Origin of the sequence: Roseicyclus sediminis (assembly GCF_025515305.1) — a bacterium.
GTDB lineage: Bacteria > Pseudomonadota > Alphaproteobacteria > Rhodobacterales > Rhodobacteraceae > Roseibacterium > Roseibacterium sediminis.
Window position 1 is genome coordinate 1 of sequence record NZ_JAOPHT010000003.1, and the last position, 17,277, is coordinate 17,277.

Consider the following 17,277-nt stretch of genomic DNA (forward strand, 5'->3'; position numbering starts at 1 on the left):
GCCCCGGGGCCGGGGACCCGCATCGCACCCCCCGGCGCCACGCGGCAGGCGATCGGCCCCCTGCCCATCGCCGCGCTCCGGGTCGATCCGGACGTGGCGCAGGGCCTCGCCCGCCTCGGCCTGCGTCGGATCGGCGACCTCCTCGGCATGCCGAGGGCGGGTCTCGCGCGGCGCTTCGGCACCGGCCTCGTCCGCCGCCTCGACCAGGCGCTGGGGGTGGAGCCCGAGCCGATCACCCCGGCCGCAGCCCCCCTGCACTTCGCCGTCCGCCTCAGCCTGCCCGAGCCCGTCGGGCTCGAGGCCGATATCCTCGCGGGCCTCGACCGTCTCCTGCCCGTCCTCTGCGACAAGCTGCGCGCCCAGGGCCGGGGTGCCCGTCGCGTGCGGCTGGAACTCTCCCGCGTGGATGGCGAGACGGAAATGCTGGAGGTCGGCCTCGCCCGTCCCGCCGACCGGCCCGACGGCATCCGGCCGCTCTTCGCGCTCAGGACCGGGGATATCGACGCGGGCTTCGGCATCGACCGCCTGCGCCTCTCCGCGCCCCTGACGGAACCGCTTCACGCCACCACGCACAAGGGCGGATGGGCCGTCAGCGACGAGGCCGGCGCCCCCCGCGGCGAGACGCAGGACCTGGCCGATCTCATCGCCCGGATCGGCGCGCGCGTCGGCCTCGAGGCCATCACCCGCGCCCGCCCCGCCGACAGCCACATCCCCGAGAAGACCGCCGCCATTCTCGCCGCGGCCTGGTCCGAACCGGCGCAGGACTGGCCGAGACCGCCGCGCCCCCGCCCACTCGCGCTTTTCCGGCCCGAGCCCCTGCGCGCGCCCGACGCCCCCGACATGCCGGGGGACTTCACCTGGCGCGGCCGCCACCTCAGAACGCTCTCGGCCACCGGACCCGAACGCATCGCGCCGGAATGGTGGCTCGACGATCCCGACTGGCGCTCGGGCGTGCGCGACTATTGGTCCGTAGTCACGGAAGACGGCGCGGCGCTCTGGCTCTACTATGCCCATGGCGGGACAGGCGCGGGCGGCACGGGCGGCGGCTGGTTCGCCCACGGGGATTTCGGATGAGGACGACATGACCGACAGGGGATTCAAGGTCCGCGGCCTGGGCGAGGTGGCGATCCGCTGCAACGATCTCGCGGCGATGACCGCCTTCTACGAGGACATCATCGGCCTCGGGCGCCTGCCCGGAAACGCCAGCGACGACATCGTCTTCTTCCGCATCGCCGAGGGCTTCGGCGGTCACACGGCCGTTCTCGCCCTCTTCGACAGGACGCTCGGTACCGGCCCGGACGCCCCAACGCCCGAAACCGGCGCCCGCTCCTCCCTGCACCATATCGCGCTCAGCCTTCCCTTCGCCGAACAGGAGGCGGCGATGCGCTGGTACGAGGCCAACGGCATTCCCTACCGCGTCGAGCATTTCGGCTGGATCGGCTGGCGCGGGGTCTTCACGCAGGACCCGGAGGGCAACACGGTCGAACTCGTGGCCCATCACCCGGACCTGGAGACGCCCTGATCCCTTCATCTTTCCAAAAATACGCAAGGGGGAGCGCGAGGGGGTGAAACCCCCTCGCCCCGGTCGATGCCGAAGGCATCGAAAAACCAGAGGCAGGTCGATGCCGAAGGCATCGAAAAACCAGAGGCAGGTCGATGCCGAAGGCATCGAAAGACCAGAAGCGGCTCGATGCCCAAGGCGTCGGAAACCGGAAGCCGGTCGCCGCAAAAGGCGGCGATACTCCTCAAATCGCGGCCTTGCGCATCTCGTCGAGATAGACCTCGCGCAGCCGCGCCGCGACCGGCCCGGGGGTCCCGCTGCCCACGGCCTCCCCGTCGATCTCGACCACGGGCATCACGAAACTGGAGGCGGAGGTGATGAAGGCCTCGTCAGCCGCTTTCGCCTCCTCGATGGTGAAGGGCCGCTCCTCCACCTTCATCTGCGCCTCGCGGGCGACACGCAGGACGGCGGCACGCGTGATTCCGTGCAGGATCTCGGTGCCGAGGTGCCGCGTCACGATCGTTCCGTCCTTCACGATATAGGCGTTGTTCGAGGTGCCCTCGGTCACGTGGCCGTCCTCGACCATCCACGCATCGTCGCAGCCCGCGGCCTTGGCGATCATCTTGCCCATCGACGGGTAGAGGAGCTGCACCGTCTTGATGTCCCGCCGGCCCCAGCGCTGGTCCTCGATCGAGATCACCTTGATCCCTGTCTTCGCCGCCGGGCTCTCGGCAAGTCCGGGCTTCGACTGGGTGAAGAGGACGATGGTCGGCGGCGTGTCCTCCGGCGGATAGGCAAAGTCGCGGTCGGCCGCCGCGCCGCGGGTGATCTGCAGGTAGATCAGGCCCTCCTCGATCCCGTTCCGCGCCACCAGTTCCCGGTGGATCTCCAGGAGTTCGTCCATCGTCACCGGCGTTGCCATGTCGAGTTCCCCCAGCGAACGCTGGAGCCGCGCGGCGTGTCCCTCGAAGTCGATCAGCTTGCCGTCCAGCACGCTCGTCACCTCGTAGACGCCGTCGGCGAACAGGAACCCGCGGTCGAAAATCGAGACCTTGGCTTCACTCTCGGGAAGATACTCGCCGTTGACATAGACGGTGCGGGACATGGGGACCTCTCCTTCGCGATTTCCTTCTCGTGCGTCCGCAAGACGCCGAGGTCAAGCGGTCTCCGCGCCGCCGAAGGCCGCACGCGGCAGCCGCCCCTCGCGCATCAGGTGCGACAGGACCCGCGCGACCGACCGTGCGTCGTCAAGGCCGTCATGCGCCCGCGCCTCGGGCGGAAGGCCGAAATGGGCCGCGATCGTGTGGCTGCGGAGGGTGTGGACCACCTCCATCGGCTCCCCCGCCGCGTGGACCAGGGCCGCGGCATTCGCGAACCGCGCCGGCGGGATCGGGCAGAGGATGCCGGCCGCGAAGCAACTCGGCGCGAGCGAGGTGATCTCGTCCTTGCCCCAGCTAAGGACAGGCGCGTCGCCGGCGAAGGCGGCGAAACGGTCGAGCGCCTCGGCAAGGTCCACGCCCTCTGCCGCAACTCGGGCCTCCGATATGCCGGTGAGCTTCGTGAAGAACTCGGGGATCGCGACCGGTCCGTGCCGCCCGACCGGACGAACGATGCAGTCGAAGGTCGCACCGATACCGTAAGGCGGCTCCAGCGACAGGCGCACCGCGCCGATCTGCACCAGCAGCGGGTCGGGATCGTCCGGGCCGCACCAGAACCGCTGGGGCGAGCCCGCCTGTACCAGATGCTCGCAATCGAAGATGACGGCTTCGGCCATGCCCTACCCCCAAAGCTCCGGCGCCGGCGGGTGCAGGACCGATCCCTCGAAGCGAAGCGGAACCTCCCGATCCTCGGCCAGAAGGAGCGGGCCGTCGAGGTCCACGATCCCCGCGCCCTGCGCCACCAGCACCGCGGGCGCCATGGCGAGCGAAGACCCGACCATGCAGCCGACCATGATGCCGTAGCCCAGCGCCTCCGCATCGGCCTTCAGCGCCAGTGCTTCGGTCAGGCCGCCCGTCTTGTCGAGCTTCACGTTGACCACGTCGTACTTGCCCGCCAACCCCGGAAGCGAAGCGCGGTCATGGCACGACTCATCGGCGCAAACCGGAAGGGGGCGCTCGATTTCCGATAGAAGATCATCGGCACCGGCCGGCAGGGGCTGCTCGACCATCTCGACACCGAGGCGCAGGAGATGCGGGGCGAGGTCGCCGTAGACCTCGGCCGTCCAGCCCTCGTTGGCATCCACGATGATGCGGGCCTTCGGCGCACCTTCGCGCACCGCTTCCAGCCTGGCCATGTCGTCGGGTGTGCCGAGCTTGATCTTCAGAAGCGGACGGTCGGCGTTCCGCGCCGCCGAGGCGCGCATGTTTTCGGGAGTATCCAGCGACAGCGTGTAGGCCGTCATGACCGGCTTCGGCGCGGGCAGGCCCGCGAGAAGATGGACCGGAACACCGTCCCGCTTCGCCTTCCAGTCCCACAGCGCGCAGTCGACGGCGTTCCGCGCGGCACCGGGCGGCAAGGCGTCCTGCAGGTCCTGCCGCGAGATGTCCTCGGGCAGGCCCTCGATCTCGGCCATTACGCTGTCCAGCGTCTCGCCATAGCGCGCATAGGGCACGCACTCGCCCCATCCGGTCACCCCGTCGCGCATCACGCGAACCGTCAGCACCTGCGCCTCGGTCCGCGACCCGCGCGAGATGGTGAAGGCCTGCGCCAGCCGGAAGGTATCCCTGGTGACCGAGATCATAGGCCATCCAGCGCGTCGCAGAGACGCCCGGCACCCTGCCGGAACGGATCGACCGTGGGCAGGCCCATGCGCTTCTCGACGGCTTCCAGGTAGGACAGCGCCTCGTCCTCGCCCCAGGCGGCGGTGTTGACCGAGATGCCCACGACCTGCGCCTTCGGGTTGGCGATGCGCGCAACCGGCAGGGCGAGGTCGCGCAGCGCCTCGAGCGAGGGCATGGCATAGCCGGGCAGGCCCCGCATGTGGGGCCGTGTCGGCTCATGGCTGAGGATCAGGGCATCGGGCGCGCCGCCGTGGATCAGGGCCATGGTGACACCGGAATAGGACACGTGAAACAGGCTTCCCTGCCCCTCGATGTGGTCCCAGTGGTCGGCGTCGTTGTCGGGCGTCAGCCACTCGATCGACCCCGCCATGAAATCGGCGACAACGGCATCCAGCGGCACACCCTCGCCCGTGATGAGGATACCGGTCTGCCCCGTGGCGCGGAACGACGACTTCTGCCCGCGCTTCTTCATCTCGAGGTCCATCGCCAGCGAGGTATACATCTTGCCGACCGAGCAATCGGTGCCGACCGCGAGGCAGCGCTTGCCGGTGCGTGGCACGCCATTGGCGATCGGGTACTTCACGCTGGGCACCCGGACGTCATGGAGTTTCCGCCCCGTGGCGCGGGCGACGGCGGCAAGGTCCTCCTCGTCGCGCAACAGGTTGTGCAGCCCGGAGGCCAGGTCGAACCCTTCCTCAAGCGCCTGCACAAGCACCTTCTTCCAAGCCTGCGAGATCACGCCGCCGCGGTTGGCCACCCCAATGACAAGGGTCTTCGCACCGGCCGCCTTCGCCGCGGCGAGGTCCATGTCGGGCAGGCGCACATCGGCCTTGCAACCGTCCATACGAAACTGGCCCACGGCGTTGTCGGGCCGCCAGTCCCGGATGCCTTGCGCCACCTTGGCGGCAAGCTGGTCCGGCGCATCGCCGAGAAACAGAAGATAGGGGGTCTCGATCATCGCGTCCTCCGCGGTGTGGGTCCGGGAGAGATTACCGCGAGGCGAGGGCGGATTTCTGGAAAAGATGCGTGCCGGAGGGATGCGCCGTCGAAGATTTCCGCGCGCGGCGCCCGTTCTGCACAGGATCCGTGCGCGGCAGAAAGCTCAGTCGCGTGTCAGCAGACCGGCCGGCTGCTCCGGCGAACGTTCGAAATCGACAGGCGCGGTGGTGACGGCGGGAGTGTTGCGCTTGTACTCGTAGCGCATCAGGTCGCCGTCCCGGGCGGAGGCGACGATCAGTGCCCGCGTCAGGTGGCGCGATCCGTCGAAGATGTCGATCAGCCCGCGAAGGCGCGGCACGTCCTCGGCATCGACGGCAAAGCCGCTGTCGGAATAGTCGAGGATCGGAAACGCCTCGTCCCCGACATGCACGACGCGGGTCGCGCGCTTGCGCCGGTTCTGGCGGCGTGCCGCGGCCAACTGCTCCTGCAGATCCCTGGGAAGGAATTCCGTCATGGCGCGCGCCCCCCGGCGTTGTCCTGTGCAATTAAAGGAGATGCGATGCCATGGGCTTTCGTCAACACAAAGCGTCCGGGACGCCGGATCTCGCGCCGTTCCCTCGCGCGGCAGATGCCCGCCTGCAACAGCGCCGTCGACAGCTTCGCCTTGCACTTGTCACCGTTAAGGGTCATTTTCCGGTTTCTCCCGGGAAATTGCCCCGGCAAGGAACCACGGAAATTTGCGGCGAACATGACCGAATCGGGATCGGGCAAGGGAATATTGATGTCCTCGGAGCCGGAAACGGCACCGTCGACCGACGCGGGACACCCTTTTCTCCACTTCGTGAACACCGTCTCGGATCGCGGCAGGACGCGGGACACCAACAGCTTCGCGTCGGGTGAAGACCTGCTGGCGCAGCTGCGTCGCGCCGGCCTCGACGTTTCGGTCGAGGTGTCGGGCGCCGCACAGTTGCGTGGGCTGCTGGTTCTCAGGGAGGCGGCCTATTCGGTGCTTTCCGCCATCGCCGGCGGGCGTCGTCCGGCCCATGAGGACCAGCTTTACATCGAGAACGCCATCAAGGCGGCGCTGTCGGACGCAGCGCTTCGGATCAACAATGCAAGGCCTTGCTGGACAGCCGGTCCCATGGGCGGTCTGAACGATCATCTCGCACTCGCGCTCGACGATCTGCTCCGCACGCAGGACCTTTCGCGCCTGCGGGAGTGCCGCGGTTGCACCCACCTGTTCCTCGATCATGGCCGCGGCACGGGGCGTCGGTGGTGCTCGATGACGCGCTGCGGCAACAGGGCGAAGGCGCGGGGTTTCCGGGACCGAAAGCGCCCGCAGCCTGTGCGCTGATGCGGGGGGCGCCCTGCGCCCCTGCCGGTTTTTCGGTGCGCTCCAACGGCCTAGATCGTTGACCGACACGAAACGAAAGGAGGACTCCATGGGCCTTTTGGTCGACGGTGCGTGGCGCGATCAGTGGTACGACACGAAATCGAGCGGCGGCGCCTTCCAGCGTCAGGCGGCGTCTTTCCGCAACTGGGTGACGCCCGATGGCGCGCCTGGCCCATCGGGTGAGGGGGGCTTCGCCGCCGATAGCGGCCGCTATCACCTCTTTGTCAGCCATGCCTGCCCCTGGGCGAACCGCACGATGATCTTCCGCACGCTCAAGGGCCTTGAGAATCATATCGATGTCTCGGTCGTCCATCCCGACATGCTGGGCGAGGGATGGAGTTTCGCCACCGACTTTCCCGGAGCGACGGGAGACACGCTCTTCGGATCGGACTACGTGCGCGACATCTACCTCCGTGCCGATCCGAAGATCACGACGCGGGTCACGGTGCCGGTCCTCTGGGACAAGGCGACCGGCCAGATCGTGTCGAACGAAAGCTCCGAGATCATCCGCATGTTCAACTCGGCCTTCGACGGCCTCACCGGCAACACGCAGGATTTCTACCCCGAGGGCCTGCGCGAGCGCATCGATGCGGTCAACGAATGGGTCTATTCGTCGATCAACAACGGCGTCTACAAGTCCGGTTTCGCCACCACGCAAGCGGCTTACGACAAGGCGGTGACGGAGCTGTTCGACGGTCTCGACCGCGCCGAGGAGATCCTGTCGCGCAACCGCTATCTCACAGGGAACCGGATCACCGAGGCCGACTGGCGCCTCTTCACGACGCTGGTGCGCTTCGATCTCGTCTACCATCTGCATTTCAAGTGCAACCGGAGGCGGCTGATCGACTATCCCAACATCTGGGCGTTCACCCGCGAGCTCTATCAGTGGCCGGGCGTCGCCGGGACCGTGCACTTCGATCACATCGTGCGGCACTACCACTACAGCCACGAAAGCATCAATCCGAACAGGATCGTGCCGATCAATCCCGAGATCGACTGGTGGGCGCCCCATGGCCGGGAGGCCTTGAAGGCGGCCTGAGAAACGGTGAGACATCGGGCCAGGGAAATGCGTTCCGAGGCCCGATGACCGACCCCCTTCCCCCGCGCGACCACGGTGGCGGCATCGACGCCGCCGCCGCCCGCCATGGCGGCGCGCGGGAGGATTGGCTGGATCTTTCGACCGGCATCAATCCGATCCCCTATCCCGTGGGGCATCTGCCCGCCGCCGCATGGACGGACCTGCCGGACCGCGCGGCGGAGGCCCGCCTTCTGTTCGCGGCCCGGTCGTTCTGGGGCGTGCCGGAGGGTGCCGGCATCGTCGCGGCTCCCGGTGCCAGCGCGCTGATCGCCCGGATGCCGTGGATGGCACAGGGGACACGTGCCCACATCACCGGCCCCACCTACAACGAGCACGCCGCCGCCTTTCGGGCCGCCGGCTGGACGGTGGTGGAGGATGGCGAGGCGGAGGTGCGCGTCGCCGTTCATCCCAACAACCCCGACGGGCGCCGCATGCCGGAGCGCGACATCGGCGACCATGCCCTGACCGTGATCGACGAAAGCTTCTGCGACACCTGCCCCGAGGCCTCCCATGTCGCCCATGCGGGCCGGCCCGGCGTCGTCGTCCTGAAAAGCTTCGGCAAGTTCTGGGGGCTTGCCGGGCTGCGGCTCGGGCTGATGATCGGGCCGGGAGACCTGTGCGACCGCATGGCCGAGGCGCTTGGCCCATGGGCCGTCTCGGGCCCCGCGCTGGAGATCGGCGCGCGCGCTCTGGAGGATCGCGCCTGGGCCGAGACGACGCGGCAACGGCTCGCCCGCGATGCCGCACGGCTCGATGCGATGCTGGCGGCCCGGGGCGCGGAACTGGTGGGCGGCACGACGCTGTTCCGGACCTACGCCGTTCCCGATGCGGCGGCGCTTCGGAAAAGGCTGGCGCAGGCGCAAATCTGGGTGCGGATCTTTCCCTTCTCGGCGACATGGGTCCGCCTCGGCCTTCCGGGGGGCGAGGATGAATGGCGCCGCCTCTGGGATGCGCTGGGGTGAGCGATCACGCCGTCCTCCTGCTTGTCGCGCTCCTGCTCGACGCGGTTTTCGGCGAACCCGAGTTCCTTTGGAACCGGTTGCCGCATCCCGCGGTCCTGATGGGCCGGGCCGTCGGCTGGTGCGACACGCAGTTCAACCGGGACGGCGGGCGCCGCGCGAAGGGCGTCGCGGTGATGCTCGGCCTCTGTCTCGGTGCCGTCGCGCTTGGGGCGGGCCTGGCGGCGCTGCCCGGTGGCGCGGCGATCGAGGTGATCGGCGCCGCGATCCTTCTGGCGCAGAAAAGCCTCGCAGAGCATGTCGGCGCGGTCGCCGATGGCCTGCGCGCGTCGCTGGACGAAGGGCGCCGCGCCGTGTCCATGATCGTGGGGCGGGATACCGCGGCGCTGGACGAGGGCGCAGTTGCCCGCGCGGCGGTGGAAAGCGCGGCCGAGAACCTTTCGGACGGTGTCGTGGCCCCGGCATTCTGGTTTCTCGTCGGTGGCCTGCCGGGCATTATCTTGTACAAGATCGTCAACACCGCCGACAGCATGATCGGCCATCGCACCGAAAGGCACGAGGCATTCGGCTGGGCCGCCGCGCGGCTCGACGACGTGCTGAACTGGATCCCGGCGCGGATCACGGCGCTCCTGATCGCCCTGACCCATGGCAGCCTGTCCGCCCTGCGCCGTGCGGCTGCCGAAGGGCCGCTGCATCGATCCGTCAACGCGGGCTGGCCCGAGGCGGCGATGGCCAGCGTCCTCGGTCTCGCGCTTTCGGGACCTCGCAGCTATGGCGGTGCGGTGACGTCGGACCCTGTCCTCAACCCGGAGGGCCGGCGCGAGGCCACGCCGGGCGACATAGACGCCGCGGTCTCGGCCCTGTGGCGGGTGTGGGGTGGGGTATTCCTGACCACGGTCATCTTTGCACTGTCCTGAGGCTTGCGAGGTGGCGCAGCCTTGCTAGTGTGCGCTCCGACGGCCAGACAAAGGGCATCTTGCTATGAAACGACAGTTTTTCGCCGGCCTTCTCGCGCTGGGGATCGTCGCGGGGCCAGCTTCCGCCCAGCAATGCGGCGGCGATTTCGGCCAGTTCGTGCAAGGCCTGAGGGCCGAGGCGCAGACGCGGGGGCATCCCCAGGACGCGATCGACGCCTTCTTCCGGCACGCCAATTACGACCAGCGCGCCATCGACGCCGACCGCCGGCAGGGCATCTTCACCGTGCCGTTCACGGAATTCGCCCGACGCCTAATTTCCCAGAACCGGTTCGACAACGGACGCGCCAACGCCGAGCGCTATCGACCCGTCTTCGACGAGATCGAGCGGCGCTTTGGCGTTTCGCGCGGCATCCTACTGTCGTTCTGGGCCTTCGAGACCGATTTCGGCGCCTTCCAGGGCGACTACAACACGCTCGACGCGCTGGTGACGCTGGCCCATGACTGCCGCCGCCCGCATATCTTCCGGCCGCAGATCTTCGCGGCCCTGACCCTGTTCGAGCATGGCGACTTCGATCCGGTGAACACGCAAGGCGCCTGGGCCGGCGAGATCGGGATGGTCCAGATGCTACCCGAGGACATCGTCGAGCATGGGATCGACGGGGACGGCGATGGGCATGTCTACCTCCAGACGTCCGCCCCCGACGCGCTGATGAGCGGGGCGAACATCCTGTCGTCGCTGGGCTGGCGCCCGCGGGAGCCGTGGCTTGTCGAGGTGACCGTCCCCGACAATCTCGACTGGTACCATACCGGCATCCACACCTCGCGCCGCGTCTCGGACTGGGAAGGTGCGGGCGTGCGGGCAAGGGCCGGCGGCAGCCTGCCGATGTCCTCGGCACAGGCATCGTTGATCCTGCCACAGGGACGCAACGGCCCGGCCTTCTTGGCCTACCCGAACTTCAACGTGCTCTTCGAGTGGAACCAGAGCTTTACCTACGTCCTGACCGCGGCCTATTTCGCCACCCGTCTGGAAGGCGCGCCTGTCTTCGACGCGGGCAACCCCGATCCCGGCCTCGACGGCAACGCGATGCGGGAGTTGCAGCGCCGGCTGGCCGCGCGGGGCTACGACGTTGGCGCGATCGACGGCATCCTCGGCGCGGGCACCCGCATGGCCGTGCGCGAGGAACAGCGACGTCTCGGTCTGCCGGCGGATGCCTGGCCGACGGCGCAGCTTCTGAACGCACTCTGACGGCGGCGGGGCCTATTCCATCGCGGGATCGGGCCCCGCATCCCGTTCCTCGCGGATGGGAAAGCGCAGGCCGTCGCCGGTGACCATCACGAGGCGCCCGGCATTCTCCACATAGCCGTCGCAGCGGGAGAAACCGTTGAGATAGGCAACACATACGGTGCTGTCGTCCGTCACCTCGAAGTATCCGTAGGCATAGCCGCCGCGCCCGAGGTCATAGGCGAAGGTGTAGCGGCCATCGTTGTAGAAATGGGACACGCCGTCGTCGAAGAAGACGATTTCCCGTCCCCTCAGCCGGTCATCCAGATCCCTTGCGGCGATCGTGGCGTCCCCCGGCCTGGTGTCGAAGCCCTGGGACTGCACCGGCAGAGCGACAAGGGCGGGAAGGATGGCGGCGAGGATGCGCATCCTCGAAGCCTATCATGGTCAGGGACGGGACCCGGTCACGTTCCGGTCATGCCGCGTGAGCCCAGGCTCAGGCAACCATCTGCTCGGCCTTCTTGAGGTCCACGGAGACAAGCTGCGACACGCCCTGTTCGGCCATGGTCACCCCGAACAGGCGGTCCATCCGAGCCATCGTCACCGCGTGGTGCGTGATGATGAGGAACCGCGTGTCCGTCTGCCGGGTCATCTCGTCGAGGAGATCGCAGAAACGGCCGACATTCGCATCGTCGAGAGGCGCGTCGACCTCGTCCAGCACGCAGATCGGCGCCGGGTTGGCAAGGAAGACCGCGAAGATCAGGGCAAGCGCGGTAAGCGTCTGCTCGCCTCCGGACAGAAGCGACAGCGTCGACAGTTTCTTGCCCGGCGGCTGGCACAGGATCTCCAGCCCGGCCTCGAGCGGATCGTCGGACTCGACCAGCACGAGGCGCGCCTCGCCCCCGCCGAAAAGATGCGTGAAGAGCTTGGCGAAATTGGTGTTCACCTGCTCGAACGCCGTCAGAAGGCGCGCGCGACCCTCGCGGTTCAGCGACGCGATCCCCGAGCGGAGCTTGGCGATAGCGGCCTCGAGGTCCTCCTTCTCACGGGCAAGGTTGGAATGCTCGGCCTCGACTTCCTTCGCGTCCTCCTCGGCGCGCAGGTTCACCGCGCCCAGCGCGTCGCGCTGCCTGCGGAGACGATGGACCTCGGCCTCGACCGCCTCGGCCCGGGGCAGCGGGTCGGCCAGGTCCCCGAGGCTCTCGCGGAGCGTTTCCGGCTCCTGTTCCAGTTCCTCGACGATACGGGCGGCCGCGGCCTCCACGGCCTCGCCGGCGGCGTCGCGGCGGGCTTCGGCGGCGGCGCGGGCCTCGCGCGCCTCGGAGGCGGCGCGCTCCGCGGCGCGTTCCGCGGCGACGGCCTCGGAATTCGTGCGCTCTCCACCGGCCAGCGCATCGGCGGCGGCGGCGCGGCGCTTCTCGGCATCGGCGACCTTCTCGCCCAGCGTCTCGCGGCGCGTCGCGATCTCTCCGGGTTTCGCGCGGGCCTCGCCCAGCTCAGCCTCCGCTTCAGCCTTGCGGCGCGAAAGATCGCCAAGCTGCGTCTCGGCCGAGGCCAGCCGCGCACGCCATGTCGCGATCTCCTCGACGATGCGCGACAGGCGGCGCGACCGCATCTCGCCCTCGCGCTTCAGCTCGTCATGGGCAGCGCGGCGGGCGAGCATCGTCATCCGCGCGGCCTCGACCGTGGTGCGGGTGTCGGCGAGACGCGCCCGCACCGCGTCGAGATCCTCGAGCATCGCCTTCGCGGCCTCGGCTTCGGTCACTTCCGCCCGGGCGGCCTCGGCCTGTTCCTCGTGGCGGCGTGCGGCCTCGCGCAGCGCGTCGAGCCGCGAATCGAGGCTGGCGCGTTCCGTCTCGGCCCGGGTGCGGGCTCGGCTCGTCTCGGCCAGGTTCGTCTCGGCGTCGCGGCGGGCCTTGCGGGCGGCGCGGTCGGCCTCGGTCAGGTCGGCAAGCCGCTTGACCCATGTCTGATGTGCGTCGCGGGCTTCGGCAGCCTCGGCCTCCACGGCGGCCGCCTCCGCCGACAGCTCGGCGAGGCGGTTCTGCTGTTCGAGACGTCGGGCGGCACCGGACACGGCATCAGCGGCCGCCACGGCATACCCGTCCCAGCGCCAGAGATCACCCGCCCGGCTGACGAGGCGCTGCCCCGGCCGCAGAAGGGGCTGCAGGCGCGGGCCGTCTGCAGGTTCCACAAGACCGATCTGGGACAGGCGGCGCGCCAGGGCAGCGGGGGCCGTCACGTGATCCCCGAGCGCCGATACCCCGGCCGGCAACGGCGCGGTGTCGTCATAAGGCGGAAGCGCCGACCAGCCGGTGCCGCCTGCGGCTCCCGCCATAGGTGCGTTCAGGTCATCCGACAGCGCCGCGCCCAGCGCGGCCTCGAAGCCGCGATCGACCTTCAGCGCGTCGAGGATCGCATCCTTGGCCCCCTTTTCGCGCTCCAGCAGGCGTGCGAGCGCCGTGACCTCGGAGGCCAGCGTACCGGCGCGGCCCTCGGCCTCAGCGCGGGTCGCACGGGTCGCCGCTTCGCGGGCCTCCGCCTCGGCACGGGCAGCCTCGGTTTCGGCCAGCGTCTCCTCGGCGCGCGCGGCGAGGTCGGTCGCGGCAGCAAGCCGGTCGGAGGCCGCGTCCACGTCCCGGGTCAGCGCGGACAGCCGGTCCACCCCCTCGCGCGCGGCGGCAGCGGCCTTCGCGGCTTCCTCGTCGTGCCTTGCGCGGGTCCTGGTCGCTTCGGCGATGCGGCGGTCGGCGGCCTGATGGCGCGCGGAAAGGTCGGCCTGCGCCTCGGTCTCGGCGGCCAGAGCCCCCTCCCGTTCGCCCAGGACGTCATTGGCCGCCGTCGCCTGCGCCTCGGCTTCCGCCACGGCATCGTCATGGCCTTGTCCGGCCTCGGTCAGCTCCGCTTCCTCCGCCGCAAGCGCGGCGATCGTGTCGCCCGCATCCGCGTTCAGCGCCGTCTCGCGCTCGATGTCGCGGGAGAGCTGCGCGATCCGCGCCTCGAGGCCGGCGACAGCCTCCGCCGCGCGGGCCGCTTCGGCATCCAGCGTGTCGCGTTCCACCAGCAGGCGCTGCAACAGGGCGGCGGCGATGGCCTCCTCCTCGCGCAGGGGCGGCAGCGCGGCCTCGGCGCTTTCGCGGGCGGCGGTCGCCTCGCGGGCGGCGGCCTCGGCGCGGGCGGCATTCGACAGGGCGCCGCGCAGCACCTCTTCGGCAGTCAGTCGCCCGGCATCGGCATCGCGCCAGCGCAACCACAGAAGCAGCCCCTCGGCCTGGCGCAGTTCCTCGCCGATGGCGCGATAACGCTGGGCCTGCTTGGCCTGGCGGGCAAGGGTGGCAAGCTGCCCCGCCAGGCTTTCGAGAACGTCATCGACGCGGGCGAGGTTCTGCTCGGCCGCGCGCAGCTTCAGCTCCGCCTCGTGGCGGCGCTGATAGAGGCCGGCGATTCCCGCGGCATCCTCCAGCACGCGGCGGCGGTTCTTCGGCTTGGCGTTGATCAGCTCCGAGATCTGGCCCTGCCGCACCAGCGCCGGGGAATGCGCGCCGGTCGCGGCATCCGCGAACAGCATCTGCACGTCGCGGGCGCGCACGTCCTTGCCGTTCAGCTTGTAGGCCGATCCCGCATCCCGCGTGATGCGGCGCACGATGTCGATCTGGTCGGTATCGTTGAAACCGGCGGGCGCCAGCCGATCGGTGTTGTCGATCTGGACGTGCACCTCGGCGAAGTTGCGCGCGGGCCGGGTGGCGGCGCCGGCGAAGATCACGTCCTCCATCCCGTCGCCGCGCATGGCGGTCGGGCGATTCTCGCCCATCACCCAGCGCAGCGCCTCGAGAAGGTTGGACTTGCCGCAGCCGTTCGGCCCCACGACACCGGTCAGCCCCTCGGCGATCACGAGGTCCGTCGGATCGACGAATGACTTGAAGCCGTTGAGCCTGAGCCTGTTGAAACGCACGCGCCTGCCCTTGGTGTTTTTCGATTCCGTTGACCCCGGAGTGTCCCCGCAGGTCAGGCTTGGAGTCAATCGCACGCATCCCGCATATAGGCGGTCAGCCGCCATTATCCCCAAGATATCGGCAAAACCGCGAAATCTGGGGGGTAAGTTATCCCATATCTCCGCACAATTTCCGCCGAAGGTGCGACGAACTGTGCATTGCCTTTCGGAATGACCCATGGCATTTAGTTTGCGATGTTAAATATATGAGGTGTCACATGCCCCACGCCGCTCGCAATTATTCGCCGCTGTACTTCCTGGCCTCGCTGGGGGCAGGCGGCCTCGCCGTGACCTTTTTCATGTACCTGATGTTCTGGGTCCCCCACCCCGATCAGCCGGTGCCGATCTTCGAGAACAACTGGGCCCTGCTTACCGGCGGCAACCTTCTGCAGCAGGCGATGGTGCTGGCCGCGATGGCCGGGATCGCCGTGTTCTCGTTCCTCAACATCAAGCTCCTGGTCTTCAACCTCCGCAAGTTCGCGGCCTTCCGCCGCTCAGAAGGCTACGAGGCCTTCGCCGGTTCCAATGCCGGTTCGCAGGTTCTTGCCATGCCGCTGGCCCTGGCCATGAGTGTGAACGTCGGCTTCATCCTCGGGCTGACCTTCGTGCCCGGGCTGTGGAACATCGTCGAGTACATGTTCCCTGCCGCCATCGCCGCCTTTCTCGCCATCGGCTACATCGCCTTCCGCGAGCTTGGCCATTTCATCGGCGCGCGCCTCCAGTCGGGCGGTTTCAACTGCTCGGCCAACAACAGCTTCGCCCAGATGCTGCCTGCCTTCGCGCTGTCGATGATCGGCGTGGGCCTCGCAGCCCCGGCGGCCATGTCGGGAAGTGCCGTGACGGCGGGCGCAAGCCTTGTCCTCTCGACCTTCTTCATCGTCGTGGCCATCGTCCTCGCGCTGATCGTCCTCGTCATGTCGGTGCGCCCGATGCTGGAGAACGGCGTGAACGTCGAGGCCGCGCCGACGCTCATGGTCGTCATCCCGATCATGACCGTCGTGGGAATCGCGCTGCTGCGGCAGAACCACGGGCTGCACGTCCATTTCGACGTCCATGGCGGTGCCGGCGAAACGCTGATGCTGCTGACGAAGCTTCTGTCGGTGCAGGTCGCCTTCGGCCTCTTCGGCCTCGCCGTCCTGTCCCGCGTGGGCTATGTCGCCCGCTTCGTGACCGGGTCGGAAACCTCTGCCGGCTCCTACGCGCTGGTCTGCCCCGGTGTCGCGCTCTCGGTGATGACTCACTTCTGGCTGAACAAGGGTCTGGTGGCCGCCGGCCTCGTCGCCAAGTTCGGCGTCGCCTACTGGGCCATCTCGGGCATCGCCATCGCCTTCCAGCTCGGCATGATCGTCCTGGTCTGGATGCTGGCGCACAAGCACTTCCGTGCCCAGCCGCCGCAGGCCCTCGCGACCGCCTGAACCACGACCTTCGGCACATCGGAAAGGGCGTCTTCCGGCCGTCCCCGCACCCGGGGGCGGCCGTTTCCTTGCCCCGGACAAGGATTTGACCCCGAATATTGAGAATGGACGGGTGCGATGCTACATTGGGCATGACCTGGCGCCGGGGTCCGATGCGGCGCGCAACCAAGGAGGACAGAGTCCTGACCGGACCGACCCAGGCGGTGGCCAGCGTGGCCACCAAGGCGCGGATGGCGCCGCACCCCGACACACTCAACAGCGATCAGTTGATCGAGCGTGTGATCGCTTCCCTCGAAGACGACAAGGCAGAGGACATCGTGCGGATCGACCTGCGCGGCAAATCCTCGATCGCCGACTGGATGGTAGTGGCCTCCGGCCGCTCTTCCCGCCAGGTCGCGGCGATCTCCGAAAAGCTCGTCGAGCGGCTGAAGCAGGAGCATGGGATCGGCTGCAAGGTCGAGGGCAAGGATGCGGGCGACTGGGTGCTGATCGACGCGGGCGACGTGATCGTCCACGTGTTCCGCCCCGAGGTGCGCGACTTCTACCAGCTCGAGAAGATGTGGATGCCGGCAGGCTCGGCAGGCGCAGCGGCGCAGTAAGGCCGCGCGATGCGCCTTCACATTGCCGCCGTGGGCCGGCTCAGGGCCGGGCCAGAGCGGAGTCTGGTCGACGACTACCTCGCAAGACTGGAAAAGACGGGGCGGGGCATTGGCCTGACCGTCGAAAGAATCACCGAGATCGAGGATCGCAAGGGCGGCGGGCCCGAGGCCGAGGCGCGGCTGCTGCGCGCCGCCGTGCCGGAGGGCGCGGCGCTGTGGGTGCTGGACGAGCGCGGACGCGTGATGACAAGCCCCGATTTCGCCGGCGCCATCGCGGGCCTTCGCGACGCCGGGCGCAAGGACCTCGTCCTGATGATCGGTGGCGCGGACGGTCTCGACCCGTCGCTCAGGGCCGAGGCCGACATGGCCATCTCCCTCGGCGCGATGGTCTGGCCTCATATGCTGGTGCGGGTGATGCTGAGCGAACAGCTCTACCGCGCCGCGACGATCCTGGCAGGCAGCCCGTATCACCGGGCCTGATCC

The 17,277-nt window shown here is 68.8% G+C and carries 17 protein-coding genes; 10 read left to right on the plus strand and 7 right to left on the minus strand.

Annotation, left to right across the window (positions count from 1 at the left end):
- Both N8I71_RS04895 and N8I71_RS04900 read left to right on the plus strand, forming a co-directional pair.
- The coding region (locus N8I71_RS04895) for a Y-family DNA polymerase (protein ID WP_262876826.1) at positions 1–1,074 on the plus strand (1,074 nt) is incomplete at its 5' end.
- Positions 1,075–1,081: 7 nt separating this feature from the next.
- Positions 1,082–1,522 carry a VOC family protein gene (locus tag N8I71_RS04900; RefSeq protein ID WP_262876827.1) on the plus strand — a complete coding sequence of 147 codons (441 nt, stop codon included), beginning with the start codon at positions 1,082–1,084 and terminating at the stop codon, positions 1,520–1,522.
- 223 nt (positions 1,523–1,745) lie between these two features.
- On the opposite strand, the gene N8I71_RS04905 is transcribed toward N8I71_RS04900, so the two are convergent.
- The 5 genes from N8I71_RS04905 to N8I71_RS04925 form a co-directional block, all read right to left on the minus strand.
- Entirely contained in the window at positions 1,746–2,606 is an 861-nt protein-coding gene (locus N8I71_RS04905) for a D-amino-acid transaminase (RefSeq protein WP_262876828.1), read from the minus strand.
- A 51-nt stretch (positions 2,607–2,657) separates the two neighbouring features.
- On the minus strand, positions 2,658–3,275 hold the full coding sequence (locus tag N8I71_RS04910; protein ID WP_262876829.1) for a 3'-5' exonuclease family protein: 618 nt from the start codon (positions 3,273–3,275) through the stop codon (positions 2,658–2,660).
- 3 nt (positions 3,276–3,278) lie between these two features.
- Positions 3,279–4,241: an N-acetyl-D-Glu racemase DgcA gene (dgcA, locus tag N8I71_RS04915; protein WP_262876830.1), complete on the minus strand. Its 963-nt coding sequence runs from the start codon at positions 4,239–4,241 to the stop codon at positions 3,279–3,281.
- On the minus strand, positions 4,238–5,239 hold the full coding sequence (dgcN, locus tag N8I71_RS04920; protein ID WP_262876831.1) for an N-acetyltransferase DgcN: 1,002 nt from the start codon (positions 5,237–5,239) through the stop codon (positions 4,238–4,240). The genes dgcA and dgcN overlap by 4 nt, the downstream gene beginning before the upstream one ends.
- A 144-nt stretch (positions 5,240–5,383) precedes the next feature.
- The gene (locus N8I71_RS04925) at positions 5,384–5,734 is read right to left on the minus strand and encodes a hypothetical protein (protein ID WP_262876832.1); all 351 of its coding nucleotides are present in this window, start codon (positions 5,732–5,734) and stop codon (positions 5,384–5,386) included.
- A 234-nt stretch (positions 5,735–5,968) separates the two neighbouring features.
- Between N8I71_RS04925 and N8I71_RS04930 the strand changes: the two genes are divergently transcribed.
- The 5 genes from N8I71_RS04930 (at position 5,969) to N8I71_RS04950 (ending at position 10,813) form a co-directional block, all read left to right on the plus strand.
- The gene (locus tag N8I71_RS04930; protein WP_262876833.1) at positions 5,969–6,574 is read left to right on the plus strand and encodes a CGNR zinc finger domain-containing protein; all 606 of its coding nucleotides are present in this window, start codon (positions 5,969–5,971) and stop codon (positions 6,572–6,574) included.
- Positions 6,575–6,662: 88 nt separating this feature from the next.
- A complete protein-coding gene (locus N8I71_RS04935) occupies positions 6,663–7,652 on the plus strand; it encodes a glutathione S-transferase family protein (RefSeq protein ID WP_262876834.1) in 990 nt (329 codons plus the stop codon).
- Positions 7,653–7,696: 44 nt separating this feature from the next.
- On the plus strand, positions 7,697–8,653 hold the full coding sequence (locus N8I71_RS04940; RefSeq protein ID WP_262876835.1) for a threonine-phosphate decarboxylase: 957 nt from the start codon (positions 7,697–7,699) through the stop codon (positions 8,651–8,653).
- The gene (gene cbiB, locus N8I71_RS04945; protein ID WP_262876836.1) at positions 8,650–9,567 is read left to right on the plus strand and encodes an adenosylcobinamide-phosphate synthase CbiB; all 918 of its coding nucleotides are present in this window, start codon (positions 8,650–8,652) and stop codon (positions 9,565–9,567) included. Before N8I71_RS04940 ends, cbiB begins: the two co-directional genes overlap by 4 nt.
- Positions 9,568–9,631: 64 nt before the next feature.
- Positions 9,632–10,813, plus strand: a complete 1,182-nt coding sequence (locus N8I71_RS04950) for a lytic murein transglycosylase (RefSeq protein ID WP_262876837.1) — start codon at positions 9,632–9,634, stop codon at positions 10,811–10,813.
- Between the two features lie 12 nt (positions 10,814–10,825).
- On the opposite strand, the gene N8I71_RS04955 is transcribed toward N8I71_RS04950, so the two are convergent.
- Positions 10,826–11,218 carry a hypothetical protein gene (locus N8I71_RS04955; RefSeq protein ID WP_262876838.1) on the minus strand — a complete coding sequence of 131 codons (393 nt, stop codon included), beginning with the start codon at positions 11,216–11,218 and terminating at the stop codon, positions 10,826–10,828.
- 67 nt (positions 11,219–11,285) lie between these two features.
- Positions 11,286–14,741 (minus strand): chromosome segregation protein SMC, encoded by a 3,456-nt coding sequence (gene smc, locus N8I71_RS04960; RefSeq protein WP_262876839.1) that lies wholly within the window; start codon positions 14,739–14,741, stop codon positions 11,286–11,288.
- A gap of 257 nt (positions 14,742–14,998) precedes the next feature.
- On the opposite strand from smc, the gene N8I71_RS04965 reads away from it, so the two are divergent.
- The 3 genes from N8I71_RS04965 (at position 14,999) to rlmH (ending at position 17,274) form a co-directional block, all read left to right on the plus strand.
- Positions 14,999–16,195, plus strand: coding sequence for a TsoY family (seleno)protein (locus tag N8I71_RS04965; RefSeq protein ID WP_262876840.1), 1,197 nt, complete (start codon positions 14,999–15,001; stop codon positions 16,193–16,195).
- A gap of 230 nt (positions 16,196–16,425) precedes the next feature.
- Positions 16,426–16,794: a ribosome silencing factor gene (gene rsfS / locus N8I71_RS04970; protein ID WP_262877231.1), complete on the plus strand. Its 369-nt coding sequence runs from the start codon at positions 16,426–16,428 to the stop codon at positions 16,792–16,794.
- Between the two features lie 9 nt (positions 16,795–16,803).
- Entirely contained in the window at positions 16,804–17,274 is a 471-nt protein-coding gene (rlmH, locus tag N8I71_RS04975) for a 23S rRNA (pseudouridine(1915)-N(3))-methyltransferase RlmH (RefSeq protein ID WP_262876841.1), read from the plus strand.
- The last annotated feature ends 3 nt before the right edge of the window (positions 17,275–17,277 follow it).